Here is a 21,960-nt window from a genome sequence, read left to right as displayed (position 1 = left end):
ACAGACGGCGCGGCCCGAATATGGTCCGCGCCCGCATTGGGGCGTAGCCAAGTGGTAAGGCAGCGGATTTTGATTCCGCCATCCCCTGGTTCGAATCCAGGCGCCCCAGCCACCCTTTCCGCGATCGGAGACAGAACAGATGCCTGAGGCGCTGGTGTTTCATTCCGCGGTCGATGCACGGGACAAGTGGGAAGCGGCGTTGCGGGCAGAAATGCCGGACATCGACATCCGCGCCTCTCCCGATATCGGGGATCCGGCGGACGTGCGCTACGCGCTGGTCTGGCGGCCGCCTGCGAATTTCTTCGTGCCGTTCAAGAACCTCGCCTTGATCACGAATCTCGGCGCCGGCGTCGATGGCCTCCTGATTCGCGACGATCTGCCGAACGTGCCGATCACCCGCATCTCGGACCCGAACATGTCCCGGATGATGGCGTCGTTCGTGACGTTTGCCGTGCTGCGCCATGCCCGCGACATCCCCACCTTCGAACGCGCGCAGCGCCAGCGCCGCTGGCATTACGTCCAGCCGCGCACGGCCGATGAAATCCGCGTCGGCGTGCTGGGACTGGGCGAACTCGGCGGCCTCGCTGCGGGCGAACTGGCGCGGCAGGGGTTTCAGGTGAGCGGCTGGTCACGCAGCGCGCGGCAGATTCCGGGTGTCGCCTGCGTCGCGGGGATCGAGGCGCTGCCCGGCTTCCTGGCCGGCTGCGAGATCCTGGTCGTGATGCTGCCGTTGACGCGCGAGACGCGCCACCTTCTCGATGCCGATCGGCTCGCCATGCTGCCGGCCGGCGCGAAGCTGATCAATGTCGCCCGCGGCCCGATCATCGACGAGCCGGCGCTGATCGCGGCCCTGCAGTCCGGTCACCTCGCCGAGGCGACGCTCGACGTGTTCGAGCACGAGCCGCTGCCGCCCGAGAGCCCGCTTTGGGATATGGACACCGTCCTCATCACGCCGCACCTCGCCTCGATTGCGATCCCGCGCTCCGCAGCGGCGCAGATCGCCGCGAACGTGCGCCGAATCCAGGCCGGGGAACCCGTTCTCCAGACGGTCGATCCGGCGCGCGGGTATTGAGCGCGCCATAACTCGGCCAAAACCGGGCGCTAGACAGGGGCATGATCCGTGGACGCCCGAACATGAACCGCTTCTTCGTCACCTTTCGCACCGCCGCCATTTTGGTCGTCGGCGGCATCGCTGCGGCGCTGCTGTTCGCGGTTTTGGGCAGCCTCCTGGTGGCGCTCGGTCTGTTCGCCATTGTCGCCGCCGTGGCGGGCGGATTGCATTTCCTGATCTTCGGCCGCGGGCGGGTCGCTCCGGTTCAGCGCTCGCCCGACGGCTACGACATGATCGACATTACGCCGCCGCGGCCGCCCCGACATAAACGCTGACCGCGGCCGGCGGGTCGCCGGCGTCGTGAATTCCTCTCCCGATCCCTGTCTTAGCTGCCCGCTCGGCCTGCGACCGTCATTCCGTTGCCGCACGCCAAAGCGATTGACAAGCGCAGGATCGTGGCGTTCCCTTCTGGAATAATAAAAACGTTCGTATTGTAATACAATACGAAAGCATCAGAGGGGCGTGGTGACTGACGCGTTTCTGCGGTCTCGCCTTCCGTTCCGCCCTCCCTCGTGCCGGGGGCGGTCGCCGGCCGCCCGCCGGGTCGTTTCCCTGCGCGGAGTCCTGCCATGAAGCCGTTACGTCGCCTGATTCTCGGGCTTGTCGCCCTTGCCACTCTGCCGTCTGTTTCCGCGGTTCCCGCGCACGCGCTCGATCAGGTCGTGCTGCGGATCAACTTCACGCCCTGGGCCATGCATGCCCAATATTATGCCGCGATCGCTCAGGGCTTTTATGCCAAAGAGGGCATCGCGGTGGAAATCCGCGCCCCCTCCGCCGGGCAGAGCAGCGAAGTGCTCGTCGGTTCCGGCCGGGAGCAATTCGGCGTCGCGAACATCGACAGCTTCGTGAAGGCGCGGGCCAATGGCATTCCGGTGGTGGCGGTGATGGCCGACCAGCCGGATACGCCGACGTCCGTCATCACGCTCAAAAGCTCGAACATCACCAAGCCGTCCGACCTGAAGGGCAAACGGATCACTTGGTTCTCGTCCAATGTGAAAGGCCAGATCGACCCGCTGCTGAAGGCGGGAGGGCTGACGCGCGACGACATCGAGTTCGTCCTGGTCTCGCGCGGTTCCGAGGTGCAATTGGTGGCGGCTGGCAAGATGGACGCCTTGTGGGGCTATGCGTTCGGCCAGGCGCTGACCTTGGAGAGCAAGGGTTTTCCCGTCAATATCATGCCGCTGAAGGATTACGGGCTGAAGAATTACGGCACGCTGCTTTATACCAGCGACGCCCTGCTGAAGAGCAATCCCGATCTCGTCCGGCGGTTCGTCAAGGCGACCCTTCAGGGGCTCATCTGGACCCACGACCATCTGGAAGCCGCGGTGGCCGAGGTGGTGAAGGTCGCGCCGGACCGCGATCTCAAGCTCGAAACCCAAAAGCTCGCCATCATCTACGATCTCTACAAGTCGCCGGACTTCTCCGAACGGTTCGGCAAGATGAACGAAGCGAAATGGGAAACCTCGATCAATGCTCTCGCCGAGGACATTCCGCAAAAGCCGAAGGCATCGGACATGTTCACCAACGCGATCGTCGACAGCCTCGACGAGTCCAAGGATCTTGCGACGGTGATCCGTACCCCGGCGAAATAAGGTCGGATCCCTCGGGGCGGCGTCGCGTGAGGCCGCCTCGGGTGGAAAATACCCGGTCACATGGGCGGCGCGGCACGGCGATCGTGAAACCCGGTTGACAAACGGTGCCCGCTGGCGTTCCATTTTCGCGAAAATAAAAACGATCGTATTGTATATTAATACGACAAGATCAGAAGGGCCACATGTTCAACGCAGCCTCGCGCTTCGGCGTGCACAACCGCTCGTCTGCGGTGCGTTATGGCCCCGACCATCGCTTCTTCATCCCGCCGTCCCATCCGGCACGGCGCGTGATCTCCGGAGGAATCCTTCCATGAAAGTCGTGTCCCGCCTGCTCACCGGACTTGCCGCGCTGGCATCGGTCTCCGTTCTTTCGGCAGTGCCGGCGAGCGCGCTCGATAAGGTCGTTCTGCGCATCAACTTTTCGCCCTGGGCGATGCACGCGCCCTATTTCGCGGCGGTGTCGCAAGGCTTCTATGCCAAGCAGGGACTCGAGGTCGAGATTCGCCCCCCGTCCGCCGGCCAGAGCGGCGAGGCTCTGGTGGCCAGCGGGCGCGAGCAGTTCGGCGTCGCCAATGCGGACGGCTTCGTGAAGGCGAAGGCGAGCGGCATGCCGATCATCGCCATCATGGCGGATCAGCCCGACACACCGATTTCGGTCATCACGCTCAAGAGCTCGAACATCGCCGCCCCCAAGGACATGAAGGGGAAGAAAATCACGTGGTTCCAAGCCAATGTGAAGGGCCAGCTCGATCCGCTGCTGAAGAAGGGCGGCCTCAGCCGTGACGATATCGAATTCGTCCTGGTGGCGCGCGGCGCCGAAGTTCAGATGCTTGCGGCCGGCAAGGTGGACGCGCTGTGGGGCTATTCGTTCGGCCAGGCGCTGACGCTCGAAGACAAGGGCTTCCCGGTCAACATCATGGCGCTGCGGGACAACGGCCTGGTGAATTACGGCACCGTGATCTATTCCAACGAAGCCCTGGTGAAGAACGATCCCAAGCTGGTCCAGCGTTTCGTGACGGCTACGCTTCAGGGCTACATCTGGGCGCAGAAGAACCAGCAAGCCGCCGTCGCCGAGGTCATCAAGGTTTCGCCGGACCGCGACCTCAAGCTCGAAACCCGCAAGCTCGGCATTATCTACGGTCTCTACAATTCGCCCGATTATGCCGAGCGCTTCGGCAAGATGAACGACGCCAAATGGGCGGCGACGATTGATTCCCTCTCCGAGGACCTGCCCAACAAGCCGGCCCCGTCGAGCATGTACACCAACCAGTTCGTGGATGCGGCCGAAGAAGCGAAGACGTTGTCCGCCGCGGTGCGCAAGCCAACCAACTGACATGACGGCGCGGCCCTCGGCCGCGCCGCTTGCTCCCTCAGCGCCTGAGGTGCCGCGCGGCTGCGCGCCGGCAGCGCCCGGCCATGTCCGAAAATCGAAGCCGGAGTGCCCCATGAGCGACGACCAGCACAAGATCGAAGTCCGCGACGGGATGCGCGTGGAATGGGATGCGCCCATCCCGATGCCGGACGGCATCGTGCTCCGCGCCGATATCTTCCGTCCGCTCGACGACGCCAAGTATCCCGTGATCCTGCATTACGGGCCGTATGCCAAGGGCCTCCACTTCGAAGACGGCTATAAGAGTGCCTGGACCCGTATGATCGCCAGCTTTCCCGAAGTCCTGGAAGGCACGACCAGCGCGTACCAGAGCTGGGAATTGTGCGATCCCGAAAAGTGGGTGCCGGACGGCTATGTCTGCCTGCGCATCGATTCCCGTGGCGCGGGCCGCTCCCCCGGCTTTCTCGATCCCTTCGGGCCGCAGGAAACGCAGGATCTTCACGACTGCATCGAATGGGCCGGCGTGCAACCCTGGTCCAACGGCAAAGTGGGGGTCTCCGGCATCTCTTATTATGCGGTGAACCAGTGGCTGGTTGCGCCCACCCAGCCCAAGCATCTCGCCGCCTTGTGCATCTGGGAAGGCTATTCCGACTTCTACCGCGAACAGCTGCGCTCCGGCGGCATCCTCAACGAGTTCATGGGAAATTGGTACGAGCGCCAAGTCATCTCCATGCAGCACGGCCAGGGCGAGCGCAGCAAGAAGAGCCGCGTCACGGGCGAACATGTCGGCGGCCCCGAGACCTTGTCCGAAGAGGAATTGAAGGCCAACCGGATCGACCTGCTCGGCGAGATGCGCGGCAAGAGGCTGATCGACAAATTCCACGAGGATCGCTCGCCGTCGGACTTCTCCAAGATCGTCACGCCGCTGCTCTCGTCCGGCAATTGGGGCGGCGTCGGCCTGCACACGCGCGGTAATTTCGAGGGCTACCTCAAGGCCGGCACCAAGCAGAAATGGCTGGAGGTGCATGGCGATACGCACTTCTCGCATTTCTATTCCAATTACGGACTCGCGCTTCAGAAGAAGTTTCTCGGCTATTTCCTGAAGGGCGAGGATACCGGCTGGGACAAGCAGCCGCCGGTTCAGCTCAACATCCGCCATCCCGGCGAGAAATTCGTGCTGCGCGACGAGCAGGAATGGCCGCTGGCGCGGACCGAGTGGACCAAGTTCTATCTCGATCCCGCCACCATGACCCTCGGCACGGAGAAGCCGGCCGCGGCCACCACCTTGACCTACGAGGCGATGGGCGACGGCCTTTATTTTTCGACGCCGCCGCTCGAAGCGCCGATGGAGATCACCGGGCCGCTCGCGGCCAAGCTGTTCCTGTCCTCGCAGACCGAGGATGCCGACGTGTTCCTGGCGATCCGGGTCTACGATCCGGAGGGCAAAGAGGTGGTGTTCATCGGCTCGAACGACCCGCGCACGCCAGTCGGCCTGGGCTGGCTGCGCGCCTCGCAGCGCAAGCTCGATCCAGAGCAGAGCCTGCCCTACCGGCCCTGGCACACCCATGACGAGGTGTGGCCGCTCGAGCCGGGCGAGCCGGTCGAGCTCGACGTCGAAATCTGGCCCACCTGCCTCGTCATTCCGGCCGGCTACCGGCTCGCGCTGAACATCCGCGGCAAGGATTACGAGTATGACGGAACGCCCGCCGACCTGCCGTACAATTCCTACAAGATGTACGGCGTCGGTCCGTTCACCCACAACGACCCCGTCGATCGTCCGATGGAAATCTATGGCGGCACCTACACGCTGCATTTCGGGGACGGCGAGACCTATCTGATGCTTCCCGTCATTCCCATGGCGTGACCAGCAGGCCCGGCACCTCAGGTGCCGGGCCTGATTTTTTCGTGCCCCCTTCCGGTCGCCCGCCGCCAGTCGAGAGAGGATACGGCCCATGGCTGACACCATCGATGTTCAGGTGCACGGGCAGTGCGATCCCGAATTTGCGGCCGTGCGCGACGCCTTCGCCGAGAATTTCAGGCGGCGCGGCGAGATCGGCGCCGCGGTGGCCGTCTACAAGGACGGCGAAAAGGTCGTCGACCTCTGGGGCGGCCACAAGGACAAGGCGCGCACCGACCCCTGGCGCGAAGACACCATCGTCATCATGAACTCGCTCGCGAAGAGCATGAGCGCGCTGTGCGTTCACATCCTTCTCGATCGCGGGCTGGTGGCGTTCGATGCGCCGGTCGCGGACTATTGGCCGGAATTCGCCCAGGCCGGGAAGGACAAGGTCCTGGTGCGCCATGTCCTCTCCCACACCTGCGGGGTGATCTATTGCGACCATGCCTATCCCGGCTCGATCTATGACTGGGACGGTCACATCCGCGCCATGGAACTCCAGGAGCCGGCCTGGGAGCCGGGCACCTATGGCGCGTACAATTCCCTGAATATCGGCTTCCTGCTGGGCGAGATCGTGCGCCGGGTCACCGGGCGGACGATCGGCACCTTCCTGCGCGAGGAGGTTACGGCCCGGCTCGGCGCCGATTACAATATCGGCCTAAAGCCGGACGAGGTCGCGCGAGTCAGCGATCTGCACAAGAACCCGAACAACGGCTTTGCTTTGGTCGCCGCCGATCCGACCTCGCCGCTCCACCGGACCCGCAAGGCGGTGCCGCCCGGTTTCTACCAGAACGACGTCGAGATCCGGGTGCGCGAGGTGCCGTCCTTCGGTGGGCACGGAAACGCCCGCGGCATGGCGTGCATCTATGCCAGTCTCGCGGCGGGCGGCAGGCTCGACGGCGTCGAGATCCTCAGCCCGGAGGCGGTCGAGCGGGCGAGCCAATTGGTCTGGGCGCACGATTGCATGATGACCCGGCGCAAGATGCGCATGGGCTACGGCTTCATGCACAATGAGAGCGAGACGGTGCCGATGGGCAGCAACCCGGCGGCCTTCGGCCATACCGGCACCGCCGGTGCGTTCGCCTGGTGCGACCGCGACCGCAATATGAGCTTCGCCTATTGCACCAATTTCCAGCGCGAGGGACCCGGCATCGGTCCGCGCGGCGCGAGCCTCGCGGTGGCGGCCGGCGGCGGGCCGGCTCCGACCTGGCTGACTTGAACCGGAGCCTCCCATGTTCGAATATTTTCGCGGCAATTATCCCTGGAACCTCGCCATCTGCGCCGCGCTCAACAATGGCGCGAACATCAACGAAATCGACGAGGTGTGCCGGCCCCTCATCGAGAAGGCAGGCGACGGCGTCGCCGCCTCCGGCGACTGGGGACGCGCCTGGGCGCAGCTTGGTGACCGGCTCGCGCGACTCGGGGCCGCAGACGAGGCGGCCGGCCACCGGCGCAGCGCGGGGCGCAAATATCGCCGCGCCGCGCTCTACGACCTCGTCGCCGAACGCAATATGAGCTCGCACGACGACCGGCGCCTGGAATTCTACACCAAGGCTCTCGGCGAATTCCGCAAGTTCGTGGAGCTGATGGACGAGCCGGTGGAGTTCGTCGAGGTGCCCTATCAGGGCGACACGCTGCCCGCGCTCTTCATCCCGGCCAAGGGTGTGTCGGGGCCGGCGCCCTGCATGATCCATTTCGACGGCTTCGACGTGATGAAGGAGATCCTTTATCTGCGGGGCATCGCGACCGAACTGCGCGAGCGCGGCATCTCGGTGCTTCTCGTCGACCATCCCGGCGTCGGGGCGGCGCTCCGGCTGAAGGGCATGACGCTGTTTCCGGAGACCGAAGTGCCGGCGGGTGCCTGCGTCGATTATCTGGAGACCCGCGCCGAGGTGGATCCGAAGAAGATCGGCATCATCGCGATTTCGCTCGGTGGGTATTTCGCGCCGCGCGCTGCGGCGTTCGAGAAGCGCCTCGCCTGCTGCGTCGCCTGGGGGGCGATCTGGGACTATGGCGCGATTTCGGAGAGCCGGGCGAAGAAGCTGGAGGGCAAGGCCCTCTCGGTCTCCGACTGGGTGGATCACATCAAATACGTGTTCGGCACGCAAACGGTGGAGGAGGCGCTCGCCATCACCCGGCGCATGACGTTGGAAGGGGTGATGGAGAATTTGACCTGTCCGATCCTGATCACCCATGGCGAAGGCGACCGGCAGGTGCCGCTCGATTATGCGGTCAAGACCTACGAGGCCGCGATCAATTCCTCCCGCCGCGAACTGAAGGTGTTTACGGCTGCGGAGGGCGGCATCGAGCACTGCCAGGTCGACAATGCGCCGAACGGCACCGACTATATGTGCGACTGGATCATGGACGTGCTGAAATAAACAGCGTGTCGAAAGCGGCGGCGCGGCTCTTGCGGGCGGTGTCGCCGCGCCGCAACGTGGTGGCGGTTGACATCGGTGACCGGCTGGCGGACCGTATTCGAAAGATAAGCATAATCGTATTACTATAAAAGACGACCTCTTCCGAGGGACGTGATGAAGACGACACCGTCCCGGCTCCGAGACCTCCCTCCGCCCGATCGCTTTCGGGCGCGACCCGGCACGGGTCACATCTTCCACGCAACCTATGGAGTGGTGCCATGAAAGCCTTGCCGCGTCTTTTGCTCGGGCTCGCCGCCTTTGCGTCCGCAAGCGGCCTTGCCGCTTTGCCGGCCGCCGCTTTGGACAAGGTCGTCCTGCGCATCAACTTTTCGCCTTGGGCGATGCATGCCCAATATTATGCTGCCATCGCGCAAGGCTATTATGCCAAGGAAGGGATCGAGCTGGAAATCCGACCGGTTTCGGCGGGCCAGAGCGTCGAGGCGCTGGTGGCGAGCGGGCGCGAGCATTTCGGTCTCGACAATGCGGATTCCTTCGTCCAGGCCAAAGCGAGCGGGATGCCCATCGTCGCCATCCTCGCCGACCAGCCGGATGCGCCCACCGCGGTGATCACCCTCGCATCGTCCGGCATCGCCAAAGCGAACCAGCTCAAGGGCAAGAAGATTTCCTGGTTTCAGGCCAATGTGAAGAGCAAGCTCGACCCGCTGCTGAAGTCCGCTGGCCTGTCCCGCGACGACATCGAATATGTGATGGTGACGCGCGGCGCCGAGGTGCAGATGCTCGCGGCTGGCAAGGTCGACGCCATCTGGGGCTATGCCTTCGGCCAGGCGTTGACGCTAGAGAGCAAGGGCTTTCCGGTCAACGTCTTGGCGATGAAGGACAATGGCCTCGTCAATTATGGCACGGTCATCTTCACGACCGAGGCGCTGATCAAGAGCGACCCGGACCTCGTGCGCCGCTTCGTCAAGGCCACGCTGCAGGGCTATATCTGGACGCAGAAGAACCAGGAAGCGGCGGTCGCCGAGGTCATCAAGGTGGCCCCGGACCGGGACCAGAAGCTCGAGACGAAGAAGCTCGGGATCATCTTCGCGCTCTACAATTCGCCCGATTATGTCGAGCGCTTCGGCAAGATGAGCGATGCGAAATGGGCTGCGACGATCGACTCTCTCGCCGAGGATCTCCCCTCCAAGCCGTCGCCGTCCAGCATGTACACCAACCAGTTCGTGGATTCGATCGACGAGGCGAAAACCCTGTCGCAGGCGGTGCGCGCGCCGACGAACTGAGCCATTCAGACCTGCGGCGCCCGGCGCCGCAGGTTCTCCTCGCAGCGCCGGTCCGTTTCGGCCTAAAGGACAGCCTCGATCAGGAACGGGCCGGTGCGCCGCAGAGCGGCGTCGAACAGATCCGCGAATCCCTCGATCGTCGTGGCACGGGCGGCCTCGACGCCCATGCCCCGAGCCAGCGACACCCAGTCGAGGTCGGGATCCGAGAGCGTCAGCATGCGGCTCGCGTTGCGGCCGAACGTATTGACGCCGACATTGCGCATCTCGCCCTGGAGAATGGCGTAAGCGCGGTTCGAGAACACGATGGTCACGACGTCGAGGTTTTCCCGCGCCTGGGTCCACAGCCCCTGCACCGTATACATGCCGGAACCGTCGGCCTGGAGGTTCACCACCTTTCGGCCGGGCGCGGCAACGGCGGCACCCGCGGACAGGGGAATGCCGATGCCGATCGCGCCCCCGGTGATCGGCAGATGGTCGTGCGGCGCCATAATGGGGGCGAGCATCGGATAGCGCCCGCCCGAGGTCAGCGCTTCGTCGCACAGGATCGCGCCTTCGGGCAGGGCCCGCGCCACCGCGATCGAGATGGCGTCCGGCGTCAGCGCGCCAGTGGGAGCGGGGAGGTCGCGCGCCGTCCAGCCGCTGGTGACGGGCGGGGCCTTGGCGCCCAGCGCCTCGGCGAGGGCCTCCAGCGCCGCGGACAGGTCGTTGGCATGCGTGGCGAGCTCGACCACCTCGCAGCCCTCGGGGAGCAGCACGCCGGGCTTGCCGGGATAGGCGAAGAACCCGACCGGCACCCGCCCGCCGACCAGAACCACCACTTCGAGGTCCGCGAGCGTGGCGATCGCCATGTCGATCGGATAGGGGACCGGCCGCGCATAGACCCGTCCCGCGCCGCGTTCGCTGCGGCCGGAGACCTGCGAGAACAGGGTGACGCCGGTGGCGGCGGCTATCCGCCCCGCAGCCGCCAGCGCGTCGACACGCAGCGCCTTGCCGGCGAGGAGCAGGGCGGCCTTGCGCCCGCTTTTCAGCGCGGCCACTGCTGCTGCAAGCGCCGTGTCGGCAATCGGGGCGGGCTGCGGAACCTGGGTCGGGGCGAGGGGCGTATCGTGCGCCGCGCTCCATGCGGCATCCGCCGGCAAAATGAGGGTCGAGACGCCCGGGTGCGACATGGCGGCGGCATAAGCCGCGCCGCAGACGGGCGCGACATCGTCCGGCCCGGCGGCGCGGCCGACCCAGTGCGACATGGGCCGCGCCAGGCTCTCGATGTCGCTGGTCAGGGGCGCATCGAGGGCGAGATGGTAGCTCGCATGATCGCCGACCACATTGATCATGGGGGTGCGGGCGCGGCGGGCATTGTGGAGGTTGGCGAGCCCGTTGGCGAGGCCGGGGCCGAGATGGAGCAGAGTCGCCGCCGGCTTGTCCGCCATGCGCGCATAGCCGTCGGCGGCGCCGGTCACCACGCCTTCGAACAAGCCGAGCACGCAGCGCATTTGCGGCTTGCGGTCGAGGGCCGCGACGAAATGCATCTCCGACGTGCCGGGATTGGCGAAGCAGACATCGACCCCATTCACGAGAAGCGCATCGCACAGGCGATCGGCACCATTCATCACGCAAGGCTCCGAAGGAAGGAGAGAGAAGGAAGGCGCCGGAGAGGCGTCGCCCGGCATCGTTTGTTCAGACCGAGCCGGTCCGATCGGAGGCGGTCGCTGCCGGGACATCCTGCGCCGCGGCACTCTCCGCGGCTTCCGCCATCAGCGCCCGGATGGCGTCCAGATTGAACTGGGCGTGCTGGCGGCTGAGCGTCCGAAATCCTTCGAAATCGCGCTGCTCGATCAGGTGGATCATTGCATCGTGCTGGGCCGTCGCCTCGGCGACGAAGGCGGGGCCGCGTTTGAACACCTGCGAGCCGCGCTCGCCCCGATCCCAGACATCCTCTATATTGGCGACCAGCTTCTGGTTCGGGCAGAAGCCGAGAATGGTGCGGTGGAAGGTGCGGTTGAGTTCGGAATAGCGCGCCGCGCTCTTGGCCCGCCGGCGATCCGCCATCTCGGTATTGATCGTCTTCAGCAGCTTGATCGCCGCTTTGTCGAGCAAGGGTGCGGCGAGAAAGTTGGCTTCCGGCTCGAGCAGGGTCCGGATATGGGTGTAATCGAGGATCTCCTCGACGCGGAGCTGGGTCACGTAGGCGCCGCTGTGCGGGACCAATTCGACGAAGCCCCGCGCCTCCAGCGAGCGGAACGCCTCGCGGACGGGGATCTCGCTGCAGCCGAATTCGTCCGCCACCGCCTTCAGCAGCAGGCGCGTGCCCGGCTGGAGGCTGCCTTCCAGAATGCGCTGCTTCAGCTCGCCGAAGACGACCTGGGTCTTGGTCTGGAAGTCGGCAGGCTGAGCCCGGGCCATCGGGATGGTCCTTCTTGTCGCCGGGAGCGCCCGGGCGCCGCGCAAAGCGGATTTCGATTCTGTCTTCAAGGCATATACCAGCCGCCATTGATGTCGAGTATTGCGCCCGTGACATAACTCGCCTCGTCGGAGGCGAGATAGAAGGCGCAGGCGGCGACTTCCTCCGGCGTGCCGAGGCGGCCCGCCGGAATGAAGGTGTCGATCAACTGGTCCGAGGTCCCTTCCGCCTGGTTCATGTCGGTGAGGATCCGGCCCGGGGCGATCACGTTCACGGTGACGCCGGCGCGCGAGACTTCCAGCGCGAGGGTGCGCGACATGCCGATGAGGCCGGCCTTCGAGGCGGAATAATGCATCCCGTTGATGCGCGAGCCGACGCGGCCCCCCATCGAGGACATGTTGATAACGCGGCCCCAGCCCGCTTGCGTCATCGCCGGCACAAAGGCGCGCACGAACAGAAAGGCGCCGGTGAGATTGACCGCGAGCACGCGGCTCCAATCTTCCAGGCTCAGGGCGAGGGCAGGGACCTTGGTCCCCTCTTTGCGTAGAACGATGCCGGCATTGTTGACCAATATGTCGACCTTGCCGTGACGCGCCTTCACGTCCTGCGCGAGCGTGGCGACGGCGGCTTCGTCCGAGACGTCGCAGACGAGGCCCTCCGCCTTCAGTCCGTCGGCGGTCAGCTCCGCCGCATAGGCACGGGCGCGGTCCGACTGGTCGACGACGACGACATGGGCGCCGGCCTCGGCGAGACGCCGGCAGATGCGACGGCCGATCGATCCCGCGCCGCCCGTCACGAGCGCGACGCGGCTTTCATGCATGGCCATTTTCTTTCACTCCGGGGGGCGGCGGGAGGTTGGGGATTGGCGGCTCAAAGGGGCCGAAGAGCAGCCCGGCGCGCGGACGCGCCGGGCTTCGGGGGAGAAGGCGCGGGCTATCGGCTCACTGGCTGCCGGATGCCTTGATCTTCTTCGCAAGGTCGGCGGTCTCTTTCGCCCCGTCGACGAACTGGTTGGTGTACATGTCGGACGGCTTGATCGGCTGAGAAAGATCGCCCCCCTCCTTCAAATAATCGATGGTGGACTGCCACTTTTCATCGTTCATCTTGCCGAAGCGCTCGGCGAAGTCCGGCGACTTGTAGAACTGGTTCTGGATGATCTTGAGCTTGACCGTCTCCAGGTCCTGGTTCCGGTCGGGCGAAACCTTGATCACCTCCGCCACCGCTGCCTCGGGGGCGTCCATCGCCGCCATGATCGCGCGCGTGGTCGCCTTGACGAAACGCTGGACGAGGTCGGGATTTGTCTTGATGAGGTTCTCGTTGGTGTAGATCAGCACCCCGTAGAACTTCACGCCGTAATCCTTCAGCGCCATCACGTTCATCGGAAAGCCGCGCATTTCCATGGTGAGCGGCTGGCCGTGGATCATCGCCCACATCACGTCGGTCTGCCGGGCGGCGAGCATCTGCGTCTCGGTGCCCGGGGCGATGGTGATGAACTGGATATCGTCGAGGGTCAGATTGCCCGACTTGAGCAAGGGCAGGATCAGGCTTTTCACGTTCTGGTGGAACCAGGAGATTTTCTTGCCCTTGAGCTGGCTCGGATCGGTGATGTTGTCCGCTTTGTGGGACGCGACCGAGAACGGCGTGTCGGGCTGTTCCGCCATGATCGCGACGATCGGCAGGCCGCTGCCCTTGGCGCGGGTGAACGCGTCGGCATTGGTGACGCCGAACTGCTCCCGGCCGGAGGCGATGAAGCCTTCATTCTGCTGGCCCGTCGAGGGGGGGCGGATTTCGAGGTCGATCCCCTCCTCGCGATAGAAGCCCTTCGCAAGGCCGTAGAAATAGGGGGCGTGCATGCCCCACGGGGTGAAGTTGATCCGCAGGATCACCTTGTCGAGCGGTTTTTGCGCGGGTTGTGCGTGACCTGGCACGATGGACGCGACGGCGCCCATCACGGCCAAGCCGAGACCCAAGATCCACGAACGTCGGCTGCACGTCATTGTACCCCTCCATCGTGCTCGTCTGGAAAGAAGGTTGGTTGTTGCGGACCGCTTATGTGCGGCCTTGTCGCTCCGTCAGTGCGTCCATTCCGGCGCCGGAACCGGCGTCCAGGTTCGCACAAGTCCGAGATCGTCGCTCACCGCATTGGCGGCGATATAACCGGGCGCTCCGTTGAGCCCGCCGCCGGCGCCGGTGGTCGAGGAGCCGCACAGATAGAGGCCCTCGATCGGCGTCCGCGTGCCCGACAATTCCGGGTGCGGGCGGTTGTAGCCGAGCTGGCTCGGCACCCAGGCCCCCATGCGCGCGGCGCCCTGCACCATGTTGACGTTCAGCCGCTCATAGTCGAGCGGCGTCGCGAGATGGCTGGCGCGGATGTTGTCGCCGTCGAGATTGTCGGAATGGGCGCGCCAATGCTCCAGCAGGCGGGCGGCATAGTCCTCCGCGCGGTCATCCCAATTGGACGGGCTGCCATCGACGCTGTAAGGCGCGAACGGCCACCAGAAGGCGACGTGCCCTTCGGCCGGCGCGTAAAGCGGATCGACCGCGCTGTTGCAGGCGCCGTTGCCCATCAGGATGCTGGGGAAGCGCCCGGTCTCGCAGTCATGAAACGAGGCTTCGATGTCGTCGAGGCTGTCCATGCCGAAGAAGATGTTGAACGCCTTGCCGATCTCCGGGTCGTAGGCGGCCGAGCGGTAGGTCGGCGGCCGCTTCAATGCGAGGTGGAGCGTCACCGAGGAATGATTGCCCCAGTACCAGTTCTTCAGCTTGTCCCGCACGCTCTGGGAATAATGCTCTTCCCCGGAGATGCGCATCGTGGTCGGCGCGTCGATGCCCGAAGCGACGAAGCGTGTGGCCCGGACGGTCTCGCCCGTGTCCAGCCGCACGCCGGTCGCCCGGCCGTTCTCGACCACGATCTCGCGCACGTCGGCATTGCAGATGACGCGGCTGCCGCCGGCCTCCAGAACCCGCTCCAACGCGCGCGTGAAGGAGGCGGAGCCGCCCACGGGCAAAGTATAGGCGCGCACCGCAGCCATGCTGCCGGGGAAGAGGGCGCCCGCGCCGGGCGCGTTCTCGATGGTGCCGACATGCATCAGCGCCGCGAACATGGTGCGCACCCGCTCATGCTCGAAATAATGGCGGATGACGCCGAACAGGTCGAACCGGCCGTGGGAGAGGAATTCCTTGCCCTGGGGACCGGACAACCGATCGCGCAGGACGTCCGGCGGCAGCGGGGCATTGTAGCGCAGCGAGGTGAGAAGCGGGCGCATCTCCTGATCGTAGCGCAGCGACAGTTCCCGGAACGTGTCGGCATCCCGCTTCGAGAAGCGCGCGATGGCGGCGCAACTCGCCTCCAGATCCTGATGGAGCACGATGCAGGTGCCGTCGGAAAAGGTGGTGCCCTGCTGGACCAGCGGCTCGACGAAAGAGAAGCCGTAGCGATAGAGTTCGAGGTCCCGCATGAAGGGGGCGTGGCGGAAGCCCATGTAGAAATTGGAATGGATGTTGAACCGGTAGCCCGGCAAAGCCGGCTCCTCCGTGGTGCAGCCGCCGCCGACCCGGTCGTTGCGTTCCAGAACCGCGATCTTCAGGCCGGCGCGCGTCAGATAGGCCGCCATTACCAGGCTGTTGTGGCCCGCGCCGATGATCACTCCGTCATAGCTCGTCATGAGTTCCCGGCCCCCTGGACGTTCCTGCAGATCCGATATCATATATTTGATATCTTTCCCTCGCCGGTCAACCCGCGTGTTTGCAGGCCGGCGCCATCGCTGTCAGAGGTGCGTGATGACTGAAAACGAACACGGCCGGCCCTGGGCCGGCGCTCCCGTCCTCGTCTGGGGCGCGGGTGCGATCGGCGCGACCCTCGGCGCGCATTTCGTGCGGGCCGGGCGCCAGGTGCTGTTCGTCGATGTCAACGACGCCCATCTCGCGGCGATCCGTGCCGGGCAGCTCAAAATCGGCGGTCCCGTGGTGCAGATTCAGATCGGCGCGCCGGCGGTGCGGCCGGAAGCGGTGGATGGAATCTTCCCCCTGATCCTCCTCGCGGTGCGGCTGCCCCAGACCGATGCGGCGATGACGGAGCTGCTGCCCCATCTGGCGCCAGACGGCACCGTCGTCTCCTGCCAGAACGGGCTCGGCGCATTGGACGTGGCGCGCCATGCCGGCATCGGCCGCACCATCGCCGCGTCCTTCTTTCTACCGGCGGACTTCAACGGGCCCGGGGATGTCACCTACGGGGCGCGGGCGAGCCTCACCTTGGGCGCGCTCGATCCGGAGCGCGGCCCGCCGCTCGATCCGGTGCTCGCGGTTTTCCGCGATTTCGACCCGGACATCCATGTCTCCGACGATATTCTCGGCGTCGTCTGGACGAAGATGGCCTATGGCGCGCTGCTGGGTGCCGCAGCCATGGACGATGGCCTGACGGCTAAGTTCCTGTCGGACCCGCGGTTGCGCCCGATCGCGGTGGCGATCGCCCGGGAGGTCACCGACGTGGCGCGGGCGAGCGGCCATCCCGCGCAGGACGCCCCCTGGTTCGCGCCGAACGATCTCGGCTCGGACGATCCGTTGCGCCAGCAAGCCTGCGTCGATGCGGTGCTGGCCCGGTTGAAGGGGTCCGCCAAGCAGCACAGCGGCTATTACACCCAGATCATCCAGGGCCATGCGCCGGAACTGCCGGTCCAGTTCGAGCCGATGCTGGCTTTGGCGCAGCGGCAGGGCATTTCGGTCCCCGTGACGCGGACCATGCTCGCCTTGATGGACGACCTGTCCGCCGGGCGCCTGTCGCCGGAGCCGGCGACGATGGAGCGCCTGCTTTCCGCCGCCCGATAGCGGCCGGCGCAAGCCGGCCGATGCGCGCGAACCCGACGCCGGGATGGTTCCCGGCGCCCATTCCTTCCGGGTGCTACAGAGCCAGCGCCGGAAGATCGACCCAGCGCCGCTCGCGGTTTGAGCGGTAGCACGCGTCGACGAGTTGGAGCCCCTTGGCGCCTTCGATCAGAGGGGAGGGGAAGGGTGCGCCTTCGACCACGTGCTTCAGGAACAGTTCCCAGCCGCAGCGATAGCTGTTCTTGAAGGGATCGACGTCCGGCACTTCCTGCCAGTCCGCCTGGAAATCGTGGTCCACCCGGGTCTGAACGTTCCACGCCGGCTTGGGGGTCGCGACGTCGGGCTGGATGAAGCAGCGGTGGAGGGTGGCGAGCGCCGAGCCCTTCTCGCCGTCTACCTGGAGGGTGAGCATGTCGTCCTTGCGCACCCGCGTCGCCCAGGAGGAAGTCACCTGCGCGAAGGCGCCGCCCTCCAGCTCGAAGGTCGCGGCGACCTCGTCCTCGACGTCGACGGCATAAGGCTGCCCCGCCTCGTCGCGGCGTGTCGGGGTGACGGTGGCATGGCGGCAGCTCACCGCCGTGACGGGCGCGACGAGGCCGTCGATCATGTAGCGCCAGTGAGGGAACATATCGAGGATGAGACCCCCGCCTTCCGCCTTCCTGTAGTTCCAGGACGAGCGCTGGGCGGGATGCATCTCGCCATCGAAGATCCACCAGCCGAAATCGAGCTTCACCGAGAGGACGCGGCCGAAGAAGCCGGCCCGCTTCAGTTTGCGCAGCTTCTGGAAGCCCGGCAGGAACACCTTGTCCTGCACCACGGCATTGCATAGGCCGGCGCCCGCCGCTGCGCGGGCGATGGCGAGCGCATCCTCCAGCGTGTCGGCGATCGGCTTCTCCAGATAGATGTGCTTGCCGGCGGCGATCGCGGCGAGCGCCCGCTCGCGCCGGCCGGCAGTCGCCGCGACGTCGAAATAGATCTCGACCTCGGGATCGGCGAGCACCGCGGCCATGTCGGTCGACCAATCGGCGACCCCGTGGGCGGCGGCGAGGCGGGCGAGCTTGTCGGCGTTGCGCCCGACCAGGATCGGCTCGGGCATCAGCCGGTCGCCATTGGCGAGCGGCAGTCCGCCTTCGCGGCGGATGGCGAGGATGGAATTGACGAGATGCTGGTTTTGTCCCAGCCGGCCGGTCACGCCGTTCATGGCGATCCGGATCAGGCGCTCGGCCATGAGGGTCCTCGGGATTGGAAGGGACGGATCAGAGCGTGGCTTCCGCGGCCACATAGGCCTCGGCGACTTCGGTGCCGGTGGCGAACCAGACGCCCGGCAGGCGACGCACTTCGGCGATGAACCGGCGCAGCAAAGCGATGCGCGAGGGCCGCCCGGAAATCTGCGGGTGCATCACCACGTCGACCAGCCCGCCCCAGCGGTAGATTTCGTGAAATTCTTCGAGCCAGACTTCCAGAATATGGCTGTTGGTCATGATCGGGCGCGCATTGCGGACCGAGAACAGGGCCTGGGGCGCGTCGTCGATCGACCAATGCCAGGGGATCTCCACCACGCCGGGCCGCCCGTCCGCCAATTCGTGGCGATAGGGAACGATGCCGTCCATCAGGGTGGAATCGTAGAGGAAGCCTTTTTCCGTCAGCAGCCGGATCATATTCGGACTGGATTCCCCGGCCGGCGAGCGGAAGCCCTTCGGCTTGATGCCGGCGATCTTCATCATCGAGGCGAGGCCCTTGTCCATCGCCTCCTCTTCCTGCTCGGGGAAATCGGGATCGACCCATTCGTGGAGATAGCCGTGATGGCCGAGCTCGTGGCCTTCGGCGAGAATGCGCTCGATCGCCTGGGGATAGCGTTCGATGGTCCAGCCCGGGGTGAAGAAGGTGGCGGGCGTGCCTTCCTCCTTCATCAAATCGAGCACCTTATGGACGCCGACCCGCCCGCCATAGATGCCCTGGCTGAGGATGCCCGGCTTGCGGGCATTGTCCGGATCGCGCGAGAACCACAGCGTCTCGGCGTCGAAGTCGAAGGTCAGCATGACCGCACAGCGCGCGCCGTTCGGCCAGGGGAACGGCTCGTCCATGCGCGAGAACGGTCGCTCGACGATCGGCTTGGGCGGGATCGGGATATCCGGATGCATCTTGTTATTCCTCCCCGTCGACGGTGAACGGCACATAGGGATAGGTGCAGGGCGGCCCGTTGGCGACGTGCATCGTCCGGCTGTCGAGATCGATCAGCACCGCGCCCGTCGTCATGGTGCGTTTGGCGCGCGGCTGGCTTTCGTCGGGATGGCGGCAGATCGAATTGGGATAGCCGAAATGGTCCTGCGCCGCGGTCCGCATGTCCTCGAACGTGATGGCGCCCGCGGTGCGCGCCAGCAGCCGGCGGATCCGCGAGGCCCGGTAGAGCGTGTTCGGCGCGATCTTCTCCATCTGGGATTCGCCGTGCCCGGTCCCGACGAAATGATTGGAGTGACTGACCATGCCGGTCTCCGGATGGAGATAGGAGAGATGGTTCGGGCTGCTTTCGATGTCGATGATCTCGCCTGCGGCGTCGCCGATCATGAAGTTCGCCGAACAGGTGCGGCGGCTGTCGACGATTGGGCGCAGGGCATCGTCGAAGCGGCGCGCGTCCATGACTTCGCGGCAGCGCATGTGGAACGGCTTCTCATAGGGATTGACGCCGTCATGGGACGAGGCGAGGCCGTTCTCGACCAGGCCGATGCCGGCTTCGTTGACCCCCATCTTGCCGCCGACGATGCCCGCTTCGGTGAAGCAGACAAAGCTCGGCTTGTCGCGCCGGCGGACCCGCAGAACGAGGTTGCGCTTATGCACGCCCTCGAGCCAGTCCCAGTTCTGGCCCAGCCAGGTATGGCCGTCGGCGGTGGTCTCCGGCAGGAGCCCGAAGGTCGTGCAGCCGTCGGGGCCGACGGTCAGCAATTCCTTGCGCAGCGCCTCGTTGCGCTGGGCGTCCTTGCCGAACAGGGTGAAGGCGAGTTCGTACCGGGCATTGAGCAGGGCGATCGCCGCATCGCCATGCCCGGAGGCTTCGGAGATGCCGCGCATCTCCTCCGCATAGTCCTCGTTCTGGCGCCGGATCGAGGCGAACCAGCGGGTGCCTTCGAGAAATGCGGTGTCCCGATCGAGCCCGGAGGCCTCGAAGCGCCGCAGATAGGTCTCGAGGTTCGCGGCGATATCGTCGGCGAAGCGCGCGCCGTGCAGGCGCCCGCGCTCGCGCGGATCATCGCCGACCGTCAGGGAGGGAACGGTCAGCATGGCGGGGAGTCTCTTTTCGGTGGCGGGCGCGTCAGGTCATGACCTCATAGAGCTCGCGGTTGAGCTCCAGGACCAGCTTGGAAAAGCCCTCGGTCAGCCGGGTCTCCGGTGTCCGCGGGCGCGGTAGATCGATGTCGAAGATGCGGTGGATGCGGCCGGGGCGGGGGCTCATGAGCACGACGCGATCGGACAGCATCACGGCTTCGCTGAGGCTGTGGGTCACGAACAGCACCGTCTTGCGGTATTGCTGCCAGACCCGCATCAACTCGAACGCCATGCGGTCGCGGGTGATTTCGTCCAGCGCGGCGAACGGCTCGTCCATCAAGAGCACCGCCGGGTCGAGCGCCAGCGCCCGCGCCAGCGCGGCGCGCTGCTGCATGCCGCCGGACAATTGGTGCGGGAACTTCTCGCCGAAGCCCGTCAGGCCGACGACGTCGATCAATTGGTCGACCGAGGCACCGGTCTTGGACACCGTTCCGCCGTGGCCCGCGACGAGGGATTTCAGCAGGCCGATATTGCCGCGGATGTTGAGCCACGGCATCAGATTGGCCTGCTGGAACACCAGCCCGAGCCGGCCCGCTTTGCGCAAAGCGGACGGGGCGAGGCCGTTGACCGTAACCTGCCCGCCGGTCGGCGGCATCAGGTCCGCGACCACCTTCAGAAGGGTGCTCTTGCCGCAGCCCGAGGCGCCGACGAGCGAGACGAACTCGCCTTCCTTCACCTGGAGATTGATGTTCTTCAGCGCCGTGACGCCGCCGTCGCCGCCATAGACCACCGTGACGTTGGAAATGCCGATTCCCGAATTCGTCTCGCTCGCCGTCGCCGCGTCCGCCTCGATCAAAGCCATGGATCCCTCCGATGCTGGACCCGGATCCAGCCGGGGGTCGACCCCGGCCATTGAATCCGCACGTTTGTCTTCATTGCCGGACGCACGCTCAAACGCGCGTCGTTTCATCGCTCGAGGCGTGGCGCTTCCAGGACAGGCGGCTCTCGATGAAAGTCATCAGGCCGAAGAAGCTGGTCCCGATCACGGCGAGAGCGATGATCGCGGCGAAAGAGCGGGCGGTGTTGAAGTTGAAGCTGCCCGACAGGACGAGGTATCCGAGGCCGTTCGAGGCGGCGAGATATTCCGCGACGATGGCGCCGAGCACCGCGAGGGTGGTGGCGATGCGCAGGCCGGCAAAGATGTAGGGCATGGCATAGGGCAGGCGGAGCTGGAAGAAGATCTGCCGTTCCGTCGCCGCCACCGACGTGAACACGTCGCGCAGCCCGCGATCGACCTGCTTGAAGCCGGTCATGGTGTTGATGATGATCGGGAAGAACGCGATCGCGGTGACGACGAGGAGCTTCGAGTGGAAGCCCGCGCCGACCCACACCAGAATCAAGGGCGCGATGGCGATCTTCGGCACGCTCTGGAGCGCCACGAAGATCGGCATGACGCACCGCTCCATCAACGGGAAGCGGATCATCAAGGCGGAAATGGTCAGCGCGAAGAACACCGCGCAGAGATAGCCCGAGACCATGCTGGTAATGGTGGCGATCGCGTGCATCTGCAGCAGCGACCACTCATTGTACATCAGCATGACGATCTGGGAGGGCGCCGGCAGCAGGAAGGACGGCACCTCGAAGAAGCGGACCGCGAATTCCCAGAAACCGATCAGGAACGCGGTCAGGAGGAAGGGGCCGGCCCGTTCGACGACCGCGCGCAAGGTGATCCCGCGTCCGTTGCGCTCCGGCGCGGCCAGGACGGTGTCCGTGCTTTGGATGTCAGTCATCGCGTGCTGTCCCCGTAGTGTCGCATCACATCACCGGCCCGCCGGCCGGTCCGCCGTCCGGGCGGGGGAAAGATGAGGGCGAGGGTTCGCTCCTCGCGC

19 protein-coding genes and 1 tRNA gene are annotated in these 21,960 nt (G+C 65.5%); 10 read left to right on the top strand and 10 right to left on the bottom strand.

Features of this window, described 5'->3' with window-relative positions; all coding sequences use genetic code 11:
* Window positions 1-37: 37 nt before the first annotated feature.
* The 9 genes from EDC64_RS22465 to EDC64_RS22425 all read left to right on the top strand — a co-directional run bounded on the left by EDC64_RS22465 (window position 38) and on the right by EDC64_RS22425 (window position 9,591).
* Window positions 38-112: transfer RNA gene (locus tag EDC64_RS22465), tRNA-Gln, on the top strand.
* Window positions 113-139: 27 nt separating this feature from the next.
* On the top strand, window positions 140-1,072 hold the full coding sequence (locus tag EDC64_RS22460) for a 2-hydroxyacid dehydrogenase (protein ID WP_132035958.1): 933 nt from the start codon (window positions 140-142) through the stop codon (window positions 1,070-1,072).
* A 41-nt stretch (window positions 1,073-1,113) separates the two neighbouring features.
* Window positions 1,114-1,386 (top strand): hypothetical protein, encoded by a 273-nt coding sequence (locus EDC64_RS22455; RefSeq protein WP_132035956.1) that lies wholly within the window; start codon window positions 1,114-1,116, stop codon window positions 1,384-1,386.
* A 294-nt stretch (window positions 1,387-1,680) separates the two neighbouring features.
* The gene (locus EDC64_RS22450) at window positions 1,681-2,703 is read left to right on the top strand and encodes an ABC transporter substrate-binding protein (RefSeq protein ID WP_132035954.1); all 1,023 of its coding nucleotides are present in this window, start codon (window positions 1,681-1,683) and stop codon (window positions 2,701-2,703) included.
* A 310-nt stretch (window positions 2,704-3,013) separates the two neighbouring features.
* Window positions 3,014-4,036: an ABC transporter substrate-binding protein gene (locus EDC64_RS22445; protein WP_132035952.1), complete on the top strand. Its 1,023-nt coding sequence runs from the start codon at window positions 3,014-3,016 to the stop codon at window positions 4,034-4,036.
* 112 nt (window positions 4,037-4,148) lie between these two features.
* Window positions 4,149-5,897 (top strand): CocE/NonD family hydrolase, encoded by a 1,749-nt coding sequence (locus EDC64_RS22440; protein WP_207916166.1) that lies wholly within the window; start codon window positions 4,149-4,151, stop codon window positions 5,895-5,897.
* Between the two features lie 88 nt (window positions 5,898-5,985).
* Window positions 5,986-7,149, top strand: coding sequence for a serine hydrolase domain-containing protein (locus EDC64_RS22435; protein WP_132035950.1), 1,164 nt, complete (start codon window positions 5,986-5,988; stop codon window positions 7,147-7,149).
* A 13-nt stretch (window positions 7,150-7,162) separates the two neighbouring features.
* Window positions 7,163-8,311, top strand: coding sequence for an alpha/beta hydrolase family protein (locus EDC64_RS22430; RefSeq protein ID WP_132035948.1), 1,149 nt, complete (start codon window positions 7,163-7,165; stop codon window positions 8,309-8,311).
* Between the two features lie 257 nt (window positions 8,312-8,568).
* Window positions 8,569-9,591, top strand: coding sequence for an ABC transporter substrate-binding protein (locus EDC64_RS22425; RefSeq protein WP_132035946.1), 1,023 nt, complete (start codon window positions 8,569-8,571; stop codon window positions 9,589-9,591).
* Window positions 9,592-9,653: 62 nt separating this feature from the next.
* On the opposite strand, the gene EDC64_RS22420 is transcribed toward EDC64_RS22425, so the two are convergent.
* The 5 genes from EDC64_RS22420 to EDC64_RS22400 form a co-directional block, all read right to left on the bottom strand.
* Window positions 9,654-11,198 (bottom strand): acetolactate synthase large subunit, encoded by a 1,545-nt coding sequence (locus tag EDC64_RS22420; protein WP_132035943.1) that lies wholly within the window; start codon window positions 11,196-11,198, stop codon window positions 9,654-9,656.
* 67 nt (window positions 11,199-11,265) lie between these two features.
* The gene (locus EDC64_RS22415; protein ID WP_132035941.1) at window positions 11,266-11,991 is read right to left on the bottom strand and encodes a GntR family transcriptional regulator; all 726 of its coding nucleotides are present in this window, start codon (window positions 11,989-11,991) and stop codon (window positions 11,266-11,268) included.
* A gap of 65 nt (window positions 11,992-12,056) precedes the next feature.
* Window positions 12,057-12,815, bottom strand: a complete 759-nt coding sequence (locus tag EDC64_RS22410; RefSeq protein WP_132035939.1) for an SDR family oxidoreductase — start codon at window positions 12,813-12,815, stop codon at window positions 12,057-12,059.
* A 115-nt stretch (window positions 12,816-12,930) separates the two neighbouring features.
* On the bottom strand, window positions 12,931-13,986 hold the full coding sequence (locus tag EDC64_RS22405) for an ABC transporter substrate-binding protein (protein ID WP_132035937.1): 1,056 nt from the start codon (window positions 13,984-13,986) through the stop codon (window positions 12,931-12,933).
* A 75-nt stretch (window positions 13,987-14,061) separates the two neighbouring features.
* Window positions 14,062-15,654, bottom strand: a complete 1,593-nt coding sequence (locus EDC64_RS22400) for a phytoene desaturase family protein (RefSeq protein ID WP_165933864.1) — start codon at window positions 15,652-15,654, stop codon at window positions 14,062-14,064.
* Between the two features lie 115 nt (window positions 15,655-15,769).
* Between EDC64_RS22400 and EDC64_RS22395 the strand changes: the two genes are divergently transcribed.
* Window positions 15,770-16,813 (top strand): ketopantoate reductase family protein, encoded by a 1,044-nt coding sequence (locus EDC64_RS22395; RefSeq protein WP_165933863.1) that lies wholly within the window; start codon window positions 15,770-15,772, stop codon window positions 16,811-16,813.
* A 73-nt stretch (window positions 16,814-16,886) separates the two neighbouring features.
* Here the strand turns inward: EDC64_RS22395 and EDC64_RS22390 are convergent, their stop codons facing one another.
* The 5 genes from EDC64_RS22390 to EDC64_RS22365 form a co-directional block, all read right to left on the bottom strand.
* Window positions 16,887-18,038: a Gfo/Idh/MocA family protein gene (locus EDC64_RS22390; protein ID WP_132035930.1), complete on the bottom strand. Its 1,152-nt coding sequence runs from the start codon at window positions 18,036-18,038 to the stop codon at window positions 16,887-16,889.
* A 28-nt stretch (window positions 18,039-18,066) separates the two neighbouring features.
* Window positions 18,067-18,951: a polysaccharide deacetylase family protein gene (locus EDC64_RS22385; protein ID WP_245504846.1), complete on the bottom strand. Its 885-nt coding sequence runs from the start codon at window positions 18,949-18,951 to the stop codon at window positions 18,067-18,069.
* A gap of 4 nt (window positions 18,952-18,955) precedes the next feature.
* Entirely contained in the window at window positions 18,956-20,086 is a 1,131-nt protein-coding gene (locus EDC64_RS22380; RefSeq protein ID WP_165933862.1) for a C45 family autoproteolytic acyltransferase/hydrolase, read from the bottom strand.
* 31 nt (window positions 20,087-20,117) lie between these two features.
* A complete protein-coding gene (locus EDC64_RS22370) occupies window positions 20,118-20,933 on the bottom strand; it encodes an ABC transporter ATP-binding protein (RefSeq protein WP_132035921.1) in 816 nt (271 codons plus the stop codon).
* Between the two features lie 88 nt (window positions 20,934-21,021).
* Window positions 21,022-21,861, bottom strand: a complete 840-nt coding sequence (locus EDC64_RS22365) for an ABC transporter permease (protein ID WP_132035918.1) — start codon at window positions 21,859-21,861, stop codon at window positions 21,022-21,024.
* Between the last annotated feature and the right edge of the window lie 99 nt (window positions 21,862-21,960).

It is taken from the genome of Aquabacter spiritensis, assembly GCF_004346185.1.
GTDB lineage: Bacteria > Pseudomonadota > Alphaproteobacteria > Rhizobiales > Xanthobacteraceae > Aquabacter > Aquabacter spiritensis.
The sequence above is the reverse complement of the archived record's forward strand: the minus strand, read 5'-3'. Positions and strand labels throughout refer to the sequence as shown.